Annotated in this window: 14 protein-coding genes and 1 tRNA gene; 8 read left to right on the top strand and 7 right to left on the bottom strand. The window is 32.7% G+C overall.

The window, feature by feature from the left end:
* Positions 1-88: 88 nt before the first annotated feature.
* Entirely contained in the window at positions 89-490 is a 402-nt protein-coding gene (locus KLA_RS07150; RefSeq protein WP_152536830.1) for a hypothetical protein, read from the bottom strand.
* A 133-nt stretch (positions 491-623) separates the two neighbouring features.
* Between KLA_RS07150 and KLA_RS07145 the strand changes: the two genes are divergently transcribed.
* Positions 624-1,226 (top strand): alpha-ketoglutarate-dependent dioxygenase AlkB family protein, encoded by a 603-nt coding sequence (locus KLA_RS07145; RefSeq protein WP_034644723.1) that lies wholly within the window; start codon positions 624-626, stop codon positions 1,224-1,226.
* A 42-nt stretch (positions 1,227-1,268) separates the two neighbouring features.
* On the opposite strand, the gene KLA_RS07140 is transcribed toward KLA_RS07145, so the two are convergent.
* Positions 1,269-1,350 (bottom strand) — tRNA-Leu (locus tag KLA_RS07140).
* 119 nt (positions 1,351-1,469) lie between these two features.
* Here KLA_RS07140 and KLA_RS07135 point away from each other — a divergent pair.
* From KLA_RS07135 to KLA_RS07120, 4 genes are all read left to right on the top strand, one after another.
* Positions 1,470-2,858, top strand: coding sequence for a dipeptidase (locus tag KLA_RS07135; RefSeq protein ID WP_013621181.1), 1,389 nt, complete (start codon positions 1,470-1,472; stop codon positions 2,856-2,858).
* Between the two features lie 286 nt (positions 2,859-3,144).
* A complete protein-coding gene (locus KLA_RS07130) occupies positions 3,145-3,510 on the top strand; it encodes a BlaI/MecI/CopY family transcriptional regulator (RefSeq protein ID WP_034644721.1) in 366 nt (121 codons plus the stop codon).
* A 2-nt stretch (positions 3,511-3,512) separates the two neighbouring features.
* Positions 3,513-5,624 carry a M56 family metallopeptidase gene (locus KLA_RS17535; protein WP_051456059.1) on the top strand — a complete coding sequence of 704 codons (2,112 nt, stop codon included), beginning with the start codon at positions 3,513-3,515 and terminating at the stop codon, positions 5,622-5,624.
* 118 nt (positions 5,625-5,742) lie between these two features.
* The gene (locus KLA_RS07120) at positions 5,743-6,843 is read left to right on the top strand and encodes a DUF4407 domain-containing protein (RefSeq protein ID WP_013621178.1); all 1,101 of its coding nucleotides are present in this window, start codon (positions 5,743-5,745) and stop codon (positions 6,841-6,843) included.
* Between the two features lie 58 nt (positions 6,844-6,901).
* Here the strand turns inward: KLA_RS07120 and KLA_RS07115 are convergent, their stop codons facing one another.
* Positions 6,902-8,554 (bottom strand): solute:sodium symporter family transporter, encoded by a 1,653-nt coding sequence (locus KLA_RS07115; protein ID WP_034644866.1) that lies wholly within the window; start codon positions 8,552-8,554, stop codon positions 6,902-6,904.
* A 234-nt stretch (positions 8,555-8,788) separates the two neighbouring features.
* Here KLA_RS07115 and KLA_RS07110 point away from each other — a divergent pair, with 234 nt between their 5' ends.
* Complete coding sequence (locus KLA_RS07110; RefSeq protein WP_316931898.1) at positions 8,789-10,336, top strand: hypothetical protein; 1,548 nt, start codon at positions 8,789-8,791, stop codon at positions 10,334-10,336.
* 106 nt (positions 10,337-10,442) lie between these two features.
* Positions 10,443-11,516 carry a PA0069 family radical SAM protein gene (locus KLA_RS07105; protein ID WP_034644865.1) on the top strand — a complete coding sequence of 358 codons (1,074 nt, stop codon included), beginning with the start codon at positions 10,443-10,445 and terminating at the stop codon, positions 11,514-11,516.
* Here KLA_RS07105 and KLA_RS07100 read toward each other — a convergent pair whose 3' ends face one another.
* Positions 11,517-11,708: a hypothetical protein gene (locus tag KLA_RS07100; RefSeq protein ID WP_013621174.1), complete on the bottom strand. Its 192-nt coding sequence runs from the start codon at positions 11,706-11,708 to the stop codon at positions 11,517-11,519.
* 175 nt (positions 11,709-11,883) lie between these two features.
* Here KLA_RS07100 and KLA_RS07095 point away from each other — a divergent pair, with 175 nt between their 5' ends.
* A complete protein-coding gene (locus tag KLA_RS07095; protein ID WP_034644719.1) occupies positions 11,884-12,588 on the top strand; it encodes a DsbA family protein in 705 nt (234 codons plus the stop codon).
* 72 nt (positions 12,589-12,660) lie between these two features.
* Here KLA_RS07095 and KLA_RS07090 read toward each other — a convergent pair whose 3' ends face one another.
* From KLA_RS07090 to KLA_RS07080, 3 genes are all read right to left on the bottom strand, one after another.
* Positions 12,661-14,088 carry a Gfo/Idh/MocA family protein gene (locus KLA_RS07090; protein ID WP_013621172.1) on the bottom strand — a complete coding sequence of 476 codons (1,428 nt, stop codon included), beginning with the start codon at positions 14,086-14,088 and terminating at the stop codon, positions 12,661-12,663.
* 106 nt (positions 14,089-14,194) lie between these two features.
* A complete protein-coding gene (locus tag KLA_RS07085) occupies positions 14,195-14,866 on the bottom strand; it encodes an HD domain-containing protein (RefSeq protein ID WP_034644718.1) in 672 nt (223 codons plus the stop codon).
* A complete protein-coding gene (locus KLA_RS07080; RefSeq protein ID WP_013621170.1) occupies positions 14,863-15,600 on the bottom strand; it encodes a lysophospholipid acyltransferase family protein in 738 nt (245 codons plus the stop codon). The genes KLA_RS07085 and KLA_RS07080 overlap by 4 nt, the downstream gene beginning before the upstream one ends.
* Positions 15,601-15,685 lie beyond the last annotated feature (85 nt).

The following is a 15,685-nucleotide window of genomic DNA, read 5'->3' as shown; positions in this document are numbered from 1 at the left end:
CGTATATTACCGCTATGTCCTTAGACAAAATAAATAATGGTGTGGTGTGTAAGCAGTATTAGTAAGTGGCTACTGCTTTATTGGTTTTCTATATAAGTAGTACTTGGTACTTTATATAAATTTTTAAAACACTCCCTAAATTGGTGTGTAATAAATAATGTGTTTTAGTAAGTAGTGTAGATGGTAAACCTAAAATTTGAGCAGAAAAAAAGGCAACTTTAAAATTGCCATTGTTATTACTTAATTTTTTAGGCGTAACATTTTCTGTTACTTCTTCTTCATTTGCCTCTGTTAGCTCTGTTGCAAAATGACTGTGTTTATTTAGTACAGACAAACCTACATTTTCTATTTGCTTAGTAACAGAATCTGTATTGGTTGTTTGCTGTAAAGCACCACTATTTTCTAATGAAACATTAGCGTATAAGCTACCCAACATTGTAAAACACAATGCTAATAAAAGAGCAGTCTTATTTTTTAGTGATACTGTCATACAGAATGCAAAATAATGCGACAGATATTTACTGGACAAAATTTTACTGTTAATAAACGTTAAAGGTTTATTTATTTTTAAATAGGCACATCACAACCATTTAAAAATTGATTGATTATTTTTATGATTATAAATGGATTTATTTAACACAGACATACAAAAAAATATACTTCCTTTTGATGGCGAAGTGTATTATTACGGAGCAATAATGCCAACCAGTAAAGCTCAAGAGTACTATAATTATTTATTTAACAATATACGATGGGAGAATGATAAAGCTGTTATTTTTGGAAAAACCATAACTACTAAACGCAAAGTAGCTTGGTATGCAACCAACCCATTTAGTTACACCTACTCTAAAATTACCAAAACAGCCCTACCGTGGACAAAAGAGCTACTAGAACTAAAAAAAATAGTAGAGGAAAAAACCGGAGAAACATTTAACTCTTGCTTGTTAAACTTATACCACTCAGGAGAAGAAGGTATGGCTTGGCATAGTGATGGAGAAAAAGACTTAAAAGAAAACGGAGCAATAGGGTCTTTAAGTTTTGGCGCAGAGCGCAAGTTTAGTTTTAAACATAAAGAGAACAAGCAAAAAATAGATATTAATTTAGACAGAGGAAGTTTATTGGTAATGACAGGTACCACACAAAAACACTGGCTACACAGGCTGCCACCAACAAAAAAGGTTAATGCACCCAGAATAAATTTAACGTTTAGAACAATAGAGAATTAGCATAAAAAAAGCCTTTCAGTTTCCTGAAAGGCTTTTTGTTTGTACAGGCGGAGAGACTCGAACTCTCACACCTCGCGGCACTAGATCCTAAGTCTAGCGTGTCTACCAATTCCACCACGCCTGCATTTTCAACTAGCAATTTTGCCAATTGGGTTGCAAATATAATGCAAAAAATCAATTTTGAAATACTTAATTATAAAAACTTCTTTTTTTTGTACATTTATACTTTATCAAAAACATATTATGCAAGACGTAAAAAGCTTTATAGATAGTAATAAAGACAGATTATTAAATGAACTTATAGAACTTCTAAAAATACCATCTGTTAGTGCAGACCCTGCTTATGCGCATGATGTACTTACAACTGCAGATGCTGTTAAAGATGCTTTAGTAAAAGCAGGTTGTGATACCGTAGAAATTTGTGAAACTCAAGGTTTCCCTATTGTTTACGGAGAAAAAATAATAAATAAAGATTTACCAACGGTATTAGTTTATGGTCATTATGACGTGCAACCAGCAGACCCAATTAACCTATGGGACTCACCACCTTACGAGCCTGTAATCAAAAAAACAGACCTTCACCCAGAAGGTGCAATTTTTGCTCGTGGTGCTTGTGATGACAAAGGGCAAATGTACATGCACGTAAAAGCCTTAGAATTTATGGTAAGTACCAACCAACTACCTTGTAACGTAAAGTTCATGATAGAAGGTGAAGAAGAAGTTGGTAGCGTTAGCCTATCTACATTTGTAAAAGAAAACAGAGAAAAACTTAAAAACGATGTTATTTTAATTAGTGACACCGGTATGATTGCCAAAGACGTACCATCTATAACAACAGGCTTAAGAGGTTTAAGCTATGTAGAAGTAGAAGTTACAGGCCCTAACAGAGATTTACACTCTGGTTTATACGGTGGCGCTGTTGCCAACCCAATAAACATACTAACAAAAATGATTTCGTCTTTACATGACGAGAACAACCATATTACCATTCCTGGTTTTTATGACAACGTAGAAGAATTATCTGCAGAAGAACGCGCAGAAATGGCAAAAGCTCCTTTTAGTTTAGAAAACTATAAAAAAGCATTAGATATAAATGCTGTTTACGGAGAAAAAGGATACACCACTAACGAGCGTAACTCTATACGCCCTACTCTAGACGTAAATGGTATTTGGGGTGGTTACACTGGCGAAGGTGCAAAAACCGTAATAGCAAGCAAAGCTTACGCAAAAATATCTATGCGTTTGGTACCAAACCAAGACTGGGAAAACATAACAGAATTGTTCTCTAAACACTTTACAAGCATAGCACCACAAGGTGTAACAGTAAAAGTAAACCCACATCATGGCGGACAAGGTTACGTAACACCTATAGACAGTGTTGGTTATAAAGCAGCATCTAAGGCATACGAAACTACTTTTGGCAAAACACCAATACCACAACGTAGCGGTGGTAGTATACCAATTGTTTCTTTATTTGAGCAAGAGCTACAAAGCAAAACCATATTAATGGGCTTTGGGTTAGATAGTGACGCAATACACTCACCTAATGAGCATTTTGGAATTTGGAACTACCTAAAAGGTATAGAAACTATTCCTTATTTCTACAAGAATTTTACAGATATGAGTTCTTAATATCACATACATAACACAATTTAAAAGTTCGTTTTTTAATTAAAACGGACTTTTTTTATGCAAGCAATTATATTAGGGCGTTCCTACGGGCAGGCTATACGCTACAAGTCCTCGCTACGCTGTGGGCTTTTCACTACTATCCTTAACGCAAAAAAATGTTAGCACCTTGCAAATAAACCATAATGCGCTCATTTTAAAACATTCACAAAAAATAATTTAACTCTACACTTGTAGAATTCATTTTTTTGTTCTACGTTTGTAGAGAACATTCTAAATATGTAGAATTATGCAGTTGTCAAAATCAGAAGAAGAATTAATGAACCACCTCTGGAAATTAGAAAAAGCATTTTTAAAAGATTTACTAGATCAGTATTCAGATCCTAAACCTGCAACCACTACTGTGGCTACAATGTTAAAACGTATGGCAGACAAGAATTTTATAGCCTACAATCTATACGGTAAATCCAGAGAATATTATCCGCTCGTAAAAAAGAAAGCCTATTTCTCTAAACACGTAAACGGCTTAATAAAAAACTTTTTTAATGATAGTGCATCGCAATTTGCATCGTTCTTTACTAAAGAAACCAACCTAACAAAAGAAGAGTTGGCACATTTAAGAGAGTTAATAGACCAAGAACTAAAAAATAAATAGTTATGCTTATGTACCTATTAAAATCTACAGCTTGTTTAGCAACTTTATTCCTTTTTTACAAACTATTTTTAGAAGGGCAAAATATGCACAAGTTTAAACGTTTTTACTTACTAGCTGCTTTAGTTTTAAGTTTTGGTATACCACTAATAACGTTTACAACATACATACAAGTACCAATAGCAATTTATAAAACACCATTGGAGTATGGCAACATAAACACTACAGAAACTATTGTAGAACCTACCAATTACTGGTCCTACCTAATTTGGAGTATTTACGGCTTGGGGGTTTTAATTTTTAGCATAAAATTTATTAAAAATAGCACTAACCTATTTTTAAAAATAAAGCAAAATCCTAAGCAAAGACTGGAGAACCATACTAATGTACTGTTAACTGAGAAAACTACACCCCATACTTTTTTAAGTTATATATTTTTAAATAAAAAAGCCCATCAACAAAAACAAATACCAAAAGAAGTGTTGCTGCATGAAATTACACATGCAAAGCAAAAACACTCTATAGACGTATTACTTATAGAGGTTTTACAAGTTGTATTCTGGTTTAATCCGCTTATCTATTTTATAAAACACGCTATTAAATTAAATCACGAATTTTTAGCAGATCAAGCTGTCCTAAATCAGGGTGCGGACACTGTTAGCTACAGAAAAATTTTACTCGCATTTTCATCAAATGTAACAGAGCCATATATGGCAAATTCAATTAATTATTCATCAATCAAAAAACGATTTACAGTTATGAAAAAAAGAACCTCAAAACGGTCGGTTGTATTAAGAAGCTTGCTACTTATTCCTTTAGCAGCATTGCTTTTTTACAGTTTTAGCAACCAAAAAACAGAAGAAATTTTAGTAGACACTCAAGCCTCACACGCGAATAAAAATGCAGGTAAAGGTGCCTCAGAGAAAATGATGCAAGAATATCGTACATTTTTCAAAAAATACAACAATGCAAAGAAGAAAGTAATAGATATGACGTACTATCAGCGTATAATTGCCATTTATGATCTAATGACCAATGAACAACGTGCAACCGTTACAGACCATAAAACAATTCTAAAATTCCCTAGCGTAGATTTAAAAAATACTACAAAAAAAGCACCAACGCAATCGGAGTTTAATTCTTGGAAAAACAAAGAAAACTTTGCTATTTGGATAGATAATAAACACGTTCCTAATTCTGTATTAAACAAGTATTCGGCATCAGATATTGTACATTTTAACAATAGCTACGTATACAAAAATGCACGTAGCGCAAAGTTTCCGCAAGAACACCAAGTAAATTTATTTACCAAACAAGGCTTTACTAATACGTATGTTAAGGCAGATGTAAATACATATAATAGCATACTACAAAAGTATAATAGTGAGTTACATTCATTTAAAAAAAATAGCGAAATTTCTAACGATGATTTAGAAATAAAAAATGTTCAATTAAAAAAACTTTATGCTGAGTTTAGTAAAGAAGAAATAAAAAAATATAATATTGTTTTCCCTGAAAGTATCCCTGTTAAAAATTCTGAACACTTAGGTTTAGTTATAAAAGAAGAAAAACAAGATCCTTTAGAAACCTATAAAAAAGAGTACAACACATATGTAACCTTAACTAAACAAGAACCACATTATATACATAGATCAGAAGCTGAGAAAAAGAAAATTGATGATCTTTTTACGCTTTTAGGTAGCATCTACTTTAGCTTAAGCAAAGAAGATAGAGCTAAAGTAAAAAGAGTAAAAGCACCTATTTTACCATACGTTATACTAATTAGAAATGGCAAAACAGAATACAAAAAAAGAAGCGAGTTAACGGCAGAGGATAAAAAATTATTACCACCTCCACCACCATTACCTCCATCAAATAACAAACAAGACTCTAAAGAACTTGCAAAAGCCAGAGCTGCTTTTAAAAAAGATGCCTATGAATATGGTTCTGCTGTTGGTGAATACAGAAAAGAAGGTAAAGGAACCAGAGAAGAATTAAATAAGTTGTATAAGAAAACAATGAAAAGCTATGAGAAATGTAGCGCTTTAATTAAAAAAGAAAAAGGAGCAGCCCCATTACCACCACCGCCACCTCCTGCTCCACCAATAAAGGACTAATTATTCATAATAATGTCTTAAAAAGTAATAAAAAGCCTCATTTAGAGGCTTTTTTTGTAACAAATCATTGCAAAATGCGTTCTTATAGGTACATCAATCATCAAAAAAAAGAACACTTATGATTAAACGTTTTTTTATACTCTGCTCCGGAGCAGACACTGCTATACTAGAAACTTGCTCTAACGGTGAGCAAAACAAATACGCTGGTATTGGCGCAACTGTATTTTTTACTGCTGTTATGGCTTTTATAGCCAGTGCATATGCATTGTATACTGTTTTTGATAATGTTTACTACGCTGTTTTTTTTGGACTTGTTTGGGGCTTACTTATTTTTAATTTAGACCGCTTTATTGTTTCTACCATTAAAAAAAGAGACAATTTTAAAAGTGAATTGTTACAGGCCACACCCCGTATTGTTTTAGCTGTTATAATAGCCATTGTTATTTCCAAACCTTTAGAAATGAAGATTTTTGAAAAAGAAATCAATCAGGTTTTATTAGAACAAAAGAATGATTTAACGCTTGCAAACAAGGAACAAATTGCATTACAGTACAGTCCTAAAAAGGAAGTCATTCATCAATCTATAGAAAAATTAAAACAAGAAATTACAACTAAAGAAGCAGAAACAAATGCGCTTTACAACACTTATATTGCCGAGGCAGAAGGAAGGGAAGGTACTAAACTGCTAGGTAAAGGACCAGTTTATGAAGAAAAAAGACAAAAACATGATGCTGCCTTACAAGAATTACAAAAGCTAAAAGAAAACAATGCCGCAAAAATTACTACGCTAGAAGAGCAAGCAGTGGCATTAGATACAGCATATGCTGCCTCTGTTAAAGACTCACAACCCATTATTGATGGTTTTGATGGTTTAATGGCTCGTATAACGGCTTTAAACAAGCTACCTTGGCTACCATCATTCTTTATATTTTTATTGTTTTTAGCTATAGAAACATCTCCTATAATTGCAAAATTATTAGCTCCTAAAGGAATGTACGATTTTAAGTTAGAGGAAGAAGAAAGTATTGTTAAAACCTGGGTTACACAGAAAGTAGAACAGCGTAACACTTTAATGCAAACAGATGCGGCAATAAATAAAAAAGTATATGAAGATATTGAACAAGAAAACGAAATTTACAATTATAAAAAACAACAAGCAGAAAAGTTGTTAAAACAACAAACTGACGCTTTCCATAACATACAAGCTAAAAACTTGTAATAAAAAAAAGAGGCTAGTTTTGCTAAACTAACCTCTTTATATTTTAAAGTACAATTACTTAATTAGCAAAGTACACGTATATTGCTACCACTATTAAACAAATAACAATACCTATTTGGTTTACGTATTTGTAAGGCTTAATTTCTACTTGCTCTGTATATTTTTGCTCAAAAGCAGTTTCTCTTGGTTTTATTTTACCAATAGCCAACATTATTAAAGAGTTTACTACACATAAAATAGCCATTACGTGTAAAAAGTGTGGGTATGCATCTGCTTCTACTACAGCTAATGCATCTGCACTAGTAACTCCTGCTGCTTCTGCTTTCTCTAAAGCAGAGCTTACAAAATATGGTTTCATTAAAAACTGACTTATAATATACAGTAAAGATCCAGATATAATACCAACCTTTGCTGCAATAGCTGGTACTCTTTTAGTTAAAAAGCCAATTATTATAACAGAAAAAATTGGAATACTATAAATACCGTTTACTTCTTGTAAATAACCAAATAAACTACCCGCATTTGCTATAAAAGGCGCAATAAACATTGCCGCTAAAGCCAATACAATACCAAATATTTTACCGTTTTTAACAACTTTAGTTTCACTAGCTTCTGGGTTTATATGTTGTTTGTAGATGTCTAAGCCAAATAAGGTTACAGAACTGTTTAAAACACTATTAAATGAACTTAAAATTGCACCAAACAATACTGCTGCAAAAAAGCCAACTAAATAATCTGGCAATACTTTACCAACTAGTAGAGGGTATGCGCTAGAAGAATCTATTTTACCTTCAAAAATATGAAACGCTATTATACCAGGTAAAACTAAAATTAACGGTCCTAATATTTTTATAAAAGAAGCTAGTAATAGCCCTTTTTGTCCTTCTGCTAAGTTTTTGGCTCCTAAGGCTCTTTGTATAATTTGTTGGTTTGTTCCCCAATAAAAAAGGTTAACCAACATCATCCCTGTAAAAATTGTAGAAAAAGGAACTGAGTCTGTTTTAGTACCCATAGAGTTAAATTTCTCTGGATTTTCTGTAGTTAAAATAGATAAGCCATCTATTATACTACCATCTCCTATATACATTAAACCAAAAACAGGAATTAAAATACCACCAATTAACAATCCTATTGCATTAATAGAATCTGATACCACAACGGCTTTTAAGCCTCCAAATACAGCGTAAATACCGCCAATAATACCAATACCCCAAACACATAACCATATAGATGCAGTGTGACTAATTCCTAGGTTTTCTGGCACATTAAACATTCCGCTTATGGCAACAGAACCAGAGTATAAAATTACGGGTAATAATACAACTACGTAACCTGTTAAAAACAAACCAGATGTTATTGTTTTTGTAGTAACATCAAAACGTTCTGCTAAAAACTGCGGTACGGTTGTTAAACCACCTTTTAAATACCTTGGTAATAAAAAAATAGCAGTAATAACTATTGCTATTGCTGCTAACGTTTCCCAAGCCATAACAGACAAACCATCTGTATAAGCATCAGAATTTAAACCTACTAGTTGCTCTGTAGAAAGGTTTGTTAGTAAAAGAGACCCTGCAATAACACCTGCAGTTAAACTCCTTCCTCCTAAAAAATATCCATCAGAAGAGTTTTCATTAGTTTTTCTTGTAGCCAAATAAGATATAACGGCCACCAAAACTGTAAAGCCCACAAAGGACAGTAATGTTAATAACATAGTGCTAAATAAGTTTGGTTTAAGCTTATAAATATATTGGAATAATTTGTGTATAAAAAATAACACAGACATCATTTATATATCTTTTGTTATAAATTTAACCGAAAACGATGTAGTTTAACTTAAACTTTAATGTAATTACCAAACTATTGCTATTTTAGAAATACTTTTTTTTAAAAGCACGTAACAATTAATAATAGTAAACGTTACTATAAAGTAATCTTAAGAAAATAAATGATGAAGAAAATTGCATTACTACTTATGTTATGTCTTGGTTTTACCGCCACAGCACAAAAAATGCAAGTAACCTATAAGTTTAGCGAAAAATATGCAGACAGATACAAATACTCTAATTTACTAACAATTGATAATGATGGTGCAGATGGTACCATACTTGTACGCTCTTACTACACTGGTTTAATATTAAAACCAAAAGGGTATTATATAGAACACTACAATAAGAATTTAGATTTGGTAAGCGAGTTTAATTACAAGCTTAAAGATAAAGACTTTGTAAACGGTTTTATAAGCAATGGGCAATTATATCTTATATTTTTAGAATATAACTCTGGTAAACAAGCTTATGATTATATAGTACACCAAAGCCCTTTAGATAATTTTGCATTTACTCAAAAAACAATTTTATCTGTACCTTCTAAAGAAGTAGATAATCCGTTAGATAAAAACTATTATAACCGTAATTTTTCATCGGGTTTTACAACTTCTGTATTGTTTAATAAACGTAAAGATGCTTTTGTAGTTAGCGCTCACTTTAAAAAGGCAAAAGATAATCAGCATTTTATATATGTTTTTAATAACAATCTAGATTTACTAATTACACACGATTTTTCTGCGGAAGTAGAAACTAAAAACTATGCTTTTGAAAGCGTAGAAATAACAAAAAACAAAAAAGAGGTATTTTTAGTTGCCAAAGCTTATTTTAAAAAGAGGCGTTTTTCTGCCTTAGAGCGTAAATTTCAATACGAACTTTTAAAGGTTTCTGAAGAAGAAAGGGTTATGAAAACTTTTGATGAACCTGGTAAGTTTTTAGAAGCTTTAAAACCCATACTTACAGACGAAAAATTTGTATGTGTAGGCTTTTATGCCAATAGAAAAGATAACAGATACAACGGTTTAAGTTACTTTAGGTTAGATGAAGGTTCTTTAGATGTAAAAGACAAAAAATTTATTCCGTTTTCTGCACAATTTATGGCAGACAAATTTGGTAAAGAAGAAGATAATAAAGAGGTAAAAAACTTAGTATTTAAAAATGCAGAAATTGCTAGTGACGGCTCTATACTTTTTAACGCAGAAGAATATTTTGTAACCTCTGGTTACCAAAGTAATCCTGGTGGTGGGTCTAGAGTTAGAATTAGTAGGTACCATTATAATGATATGGTTGGTGCTAAACTTAGTGATGATGGCGACCTTATTTGGGTACGTAACATTAATAAGTCTGAAGTAACTCAGGGTGATGGCGCATACGCATCATACAGTACATTTACAAAAGGAGACAATACTTACTTTTTTATAAGCACAGCGGCAGAAAATCCGCAATTAATAAATAATGAGCGTTTGGTATTTAGACAAGGTTTAAGTAGAAACAGAAACATATTTTTAATTAAGTTAGATGCTAAAGGCTTTATGACCTATGAAAAAATAATAGATAGTAAAACAGCAAGGTTACCTTTAATGGTTTCTAAACCATTAACCAATAAAAATAATATTTTGTTTTACGCTAAACGTGGCACAAAAAAGCAGTTGGTAGAAGTTGCTTTTTAGAAAAACAAAACTTATAAATTACAATCCTCTTGTTTTTAGCAAGGGGATTTTTTGTTCTACAAATTCAATTAAAATGGGGTTTTTCCATATATTTGGAAAATATCCTATGAGTAAAAAAGAATATATAAAAGGTCGTGGTGCACAGCAAAATTCTCATAACAAGTTTCTAAAACATATTTATGAAACACGTGATGACTTTTTAGAGTTTTGTCGTTTAGAGGGTGAGGAAGCAGATAATAACCGCACCCAATATATTCCTATTTTTCCCAAAACAATAGTAAACAAAGTTACCAGTCCAGATATTAGTATGGCTTTTTCTATGAATCCGTACCAAGGTTGTGAGCACGGTTGTATTTATTGCTATGCAAGAAACTCTCACGAATATTGGGGCTACAGTGCTGGTTTAGATTTTGAACGTAAAATTTTAATTAAAAAAGATGCTCCAAAACTACTAGAACAAAAACTAAAAAGTAAAAACTGGGTAGCAAACACCATAATACTATCTGGCAATACAGATTGTTACCAACCTGCAGAAAAAGAGTTTAAAATTACACGTGCTTGTTTAGAGGTTTTTTATAAATACAGGCATCCCGTAGGTATAATTACCAAAAACGCATTAATACTTAGGGATTTAGATATTTTAAAAAAATTAGCTAAACATAATTTAGTTGGGGTAAATGTATCTGTAACCTCACTATCTGAAGAAACTAGAAGAATACTAGAACCAAGAACCGTAAGCATTAAAAAAAGACTAGAAACCATAAAAATATTATCAGAAAACAACATTCCTGTAAATGCAATGCTAGCTCCAATAATTCCAGGTATAAATAGTCATGAAATATTACAATTGGCCAAAGCTGTAGCAGATAACGGAGCACTATCTTTTGCTTTTACAGTTGTACGTTTAAATGGAGCTATTGGTCAAATTTTTACAGATTGGATACACAAAACACTACCAGGCAAGGCAGAAAAAGTACTACACCAAATAGAAGCTTGCCACGGAGGTAACTTAAACGATAGTAGATTTGGAATACGTAGTAAAGGAAACGGAGTTGTTGCTGAACAAATACATAGTTTGGTAAAAATAGCCAAACACAAATATTTTAAAAACAAAACATTTCCTAAGCTGAACAACACATTATATGAACAACACAAAAACGGACAGTTTACCTTGTTTTAATTAGCCTCTAGGTTTAACTATTATTTTTTTTACCAATAAAAACCCAACAAAAACTGTAGTTAAAGCAACTATTAATTGCATACCATTAAAAACATAATAAGTGTCATAAAGATTAAAACTCATTGTATTATCCGCAAAAATATTAGCCAATATTAAAGCTAAAAAAACTACAAGGGTACTTTTAAATTTCATATTTAAATATTTTGTATTTAGGAAAAATACTACAAATATAAATACAAAACAACAAATTGTTTAAATTGAACAAACCTTTATATTAAACAATACTATTTTAAAAAATTCATTTTATTGAAAGTTTTATACCGTATTTTCGTCTAACAATACAATAATATTAAAAGATAAAATAGTTATGCAAATACATATATGGTCAGATATTAGATGCCCGTTTTGTTACATTGGTAAACGTAACTTTACAGCTGCATTAGATAAATTTCCGCACAAAGATAAAATTACTGTAGAGTGGAAAAGTTTTGAGTTAGATCCTAACTTAAAAACGCAAACAGATATTAATGCTATAGACCACTTTATGCAAAGCAAAGGTGTAGACGAGGTTAATGCTAAAGGTATGTTTAACAGAGTTACAGAAATGGCTAGTGGTGTTGGTCTTAACTTTAAAATTGAAGACATTGTTACCGCAAATTCTTTAAACGCACACCGTTTATTGCAATATGCAAAAACAGTAGGTTTTGCTGATAGTACCAAAGAGGCGTTGTTAAAAGCACATTTAGAAGATGGTAAAAATATAGATGATATAGCGTTTTTAGTAAATACAGCTATCTCTGTTGGTATGGACAAAGCTGCTGTTGAAGAAATCTACAAAACAGATGCTTTTACATACGAGGTTAGGCAAGACGAAATGGAGGCCAAAAACCTTGGTATTAGTGGCGTTCCTTTTTTTGTTTTAAATAACAAGTACGGAGTTTCTGGCGCACAACCAGTAGAAGCTTTTACTGAAGCTTTAGAACAAGCTTGGGAAAAACACCAAAAAGAGTCGCTTACTGTTTTACCAACAACAGGCGGAGAGTCTTGTGATGTAAATGGCAATTGTTGTTAATTTTTAATTACAAACAAATAAAAAGGCGCTATTAGCATTTACTAATAGCGCCTTTAATATTTTAAAACACTTTTATTTCAGTTCCCATCCTTTTCTGTAGTCACGAGAAACCCACTCGTTAGCCATATCAAAATTTGTAACCTTCATATTAGCAGCGTCCCATTTTATGGTACGTCTACCAGGGTAGTTATAAGGATCCCAATCTCCTACTTTTTTACCCGCTTTTAATGTTTTATACTGGTATGCTTTAATAGCTAAATTACCCATAAGAACACCCTCGGTTAATGGTCCGGCTTTAGTTACAAAATCTGATGATGCTACTGTACCATTTAAGCAACCCTCTACCCAGTTATTCTGGTGCCCTGCAGAACCACCCTTTATTCTTGGTAATGTTTCTTTTGGCTTGTTAAACATACTATTAACATCTGCTGGCAACAATCTAGGGTTTGCAGAATACACATCTGTTACAATAATGCCTTTTGTACCGTGAAAAACTACGCCACCATCTCCGTTTCCTAATTTTTCGCCATCTGCCAATTCACTAGGAATATCTGGCATAATTCCACCATCATACCAATTTAAGTCTATACTTCCTTGGTTGGGCGCATCTACTTTTAAACGCACTACAGATGAAGGCGGACAAGAGCTAGAGTAATCTGCCTCTACAAAATCTCCTACCCAAGTAGTTGTACAACTAGCTTCTGCTTCTGTTGGTGATCCTAAACCTAAAACACTATACGGAGTTTCCATAATATGGCAGCCCATATCACCTAATGCACCTGTTCCAAAGTCCCACCAACCACGCCATTTAAATGGCAAATAAGCAGGGTTATAATCTCTCATTGCTGCTGGCCCTAACCACAAATCCCAATCTAACTCTTTAGGAATTGGGTGTCCGCCTGCTGGTGTTTTTACACCTTGTGGCCAAACAGGTCTGTTGGTCCAACAATCTACTTTAGTAACATCTCCAATTACCCCAGCATCTATCCACTCTTTAGCTGTTCTACTACCAGGGCTAGATGCTCCTTGGTTACCCATTTGGGTAATAATTCCGTTTTCTTTAGCTACTTTAGTCATTAACCTTACCTCTTCAATATTGTGCGCCAGAGGTTTTTCTACATACGCGTGTTTTTTTGCACGCATAAAAGGTAATGCTATGGTAGCGTGTGTATGGTCTGGTGTTGCCACCATAATAGCATCAATTTCATTTAAATGCTTATCATACACATCTCTAAAATCTTTATATCTTTTTGCTTTAGGATGTAATTTATGACTGGCAGCAACTCCTCTTTGGTCTACATCACAAAGGGTAACAAACTTAACTTTACCCGTATCTGTTAGTTCTTTAATAACAGATGATCCTCTTCCTCCTACTCCAAATGCTCCTATGTACAATGTATCACTAGGAGGCACGTGGTTTTTACCAAGTACAAAACTTGGAACAATAGAAAATGCAGCGGAAGATGCAGCCACATTTTTTATAAATTTTCTTCTTTCCATAAATTAAGGTTGCTTATAGTTTACTGGTTGAAGATACATAAAAAAAGCCAGCAACTGTTTTGCTAAAAATGTTAAAAGAAGGACTATAACGTTGTAGTAAAACTTATTATAGTTTACCTTTCCATTCGTTATAAAACTGCTCTAAAAATGCAATCATATACAAATGTCTTTGCTCTGCTAGCTTTGCACCACTTTTGGTATTCATTTTATCTTTTAAGAGCAATAATTTTTCATAAAAATGATTAATTGTTGGTGCTGTAGATTTTTTATATTCCTCTTTGGTCATATTTAAATTAGGAGCAATTTCAGGGTTATACATTTCCCTGTTTTTAAATCCGCCATAATTAAAAGCACGCGCAATACCAATTGCACCAATAGCATCTAACCTATCTGCATCTTGCACCACTTGTAGTTCTAAAGAGGTAAAAGGTTTTGCTGTAGTTGCATCATCAACCTTTAAACTACTTTTAAAAGAAATGTTTTCTATAATTTTTACAACGTGATCTATAATTTTTTCATCAACCTGTATAGATCTTAAAAAATCTGTTGCCATTTTAGGGCCAACAGTTTCATCGCCATTATAAAATTTAGCATCGGCTATATCATGTAGTAGTGCCCCAAGAGCAACTACCAATTGGTTTACAGCTTCATCTTTAGCCAAAAGCATTGTGTTGTTATACACACGTTCTATATGAAACCAATCATGGCCACCTTCTGCACCTTCTAAAGTTTTTTTTACAAAGACTTTAGTTTGTGCTATTATATCTGAATTTATCATTTAAAAGAAGTTACGCCAGCGGTTACTGTTTGTTCTACTTGAGCAATTATATCATCTGCATTACCTTTTATTTCTACAGGTGCGTGTACGTCTATTGTAAAATGACTGCCTAAGCCATATGGGTATTTCCCATATTTTAAAAGTTTCCAAGAATTGTTAATGCTTATAGGAACAATTAAGGCTGATGGTGCATTTTTCATAAGAATTTTAAGTCCCATTGGCTGAAACCGTTTAGGATGCCCTGTTCTACTTCTGGTACCTTCTGGAAAAATTACAGCACTACGATTGTGTTTTTCTATGTATTTACCAAGTTTTGCAATTTCTGTAAGTGCTTGCCTAGCATCTTTGCGGTCTATTAAAACAGAACCTCCGTGCCTTAAATTATAAGATACACTTGGTATGCCTTTACCCAACTCTTTTTTGCTTACAAACTTTGGATGATTTTTTCTAAAGAACCAAATAAGTGGCGGAATATCGTTCATACTCTGGTGGTTTGCTACAAATATAATAGGCCTATCTGTAGGTATTTTGGTCTCTTTTTTAAACGAATAACGCGTACCTAAAAAGTGTGTACTACGCATTAAAAACCAGTTTAAAAGACTAACGCTTTTTTTATGAGCAGTGTAGCCAAATACATTGTAACAAACCCATTGTATAGGATGAAAAACGACTAATGAAAGTCCAAAAAATAAAAAATACAATGCCGTTAACGGATATGATATAAGTTTTTGCATGCTACAAAAATAAAAAAACCGCTCCTTGTTTAGAGCGGTTTTTTAAGATAATTTAATGTCCCGTCCTAACATAGCGATACACTAA

It is taken from the genome of Cellulophaga geojensis KL-A (assembly GCF_000568425.1).
Classification (GTDB): domain Bacteria; phylum Bacteroidota; class Bacteroidia; order Flavobacteriales; family Flavobacteriaceae; genus Cellulophaga; species Cellulophaga lytica.
The sequence above is the reverse complement of the archived record's forward strand: the minus strand, read 5'-3'. Positions and strand labels throughout refer to the sequence as shown.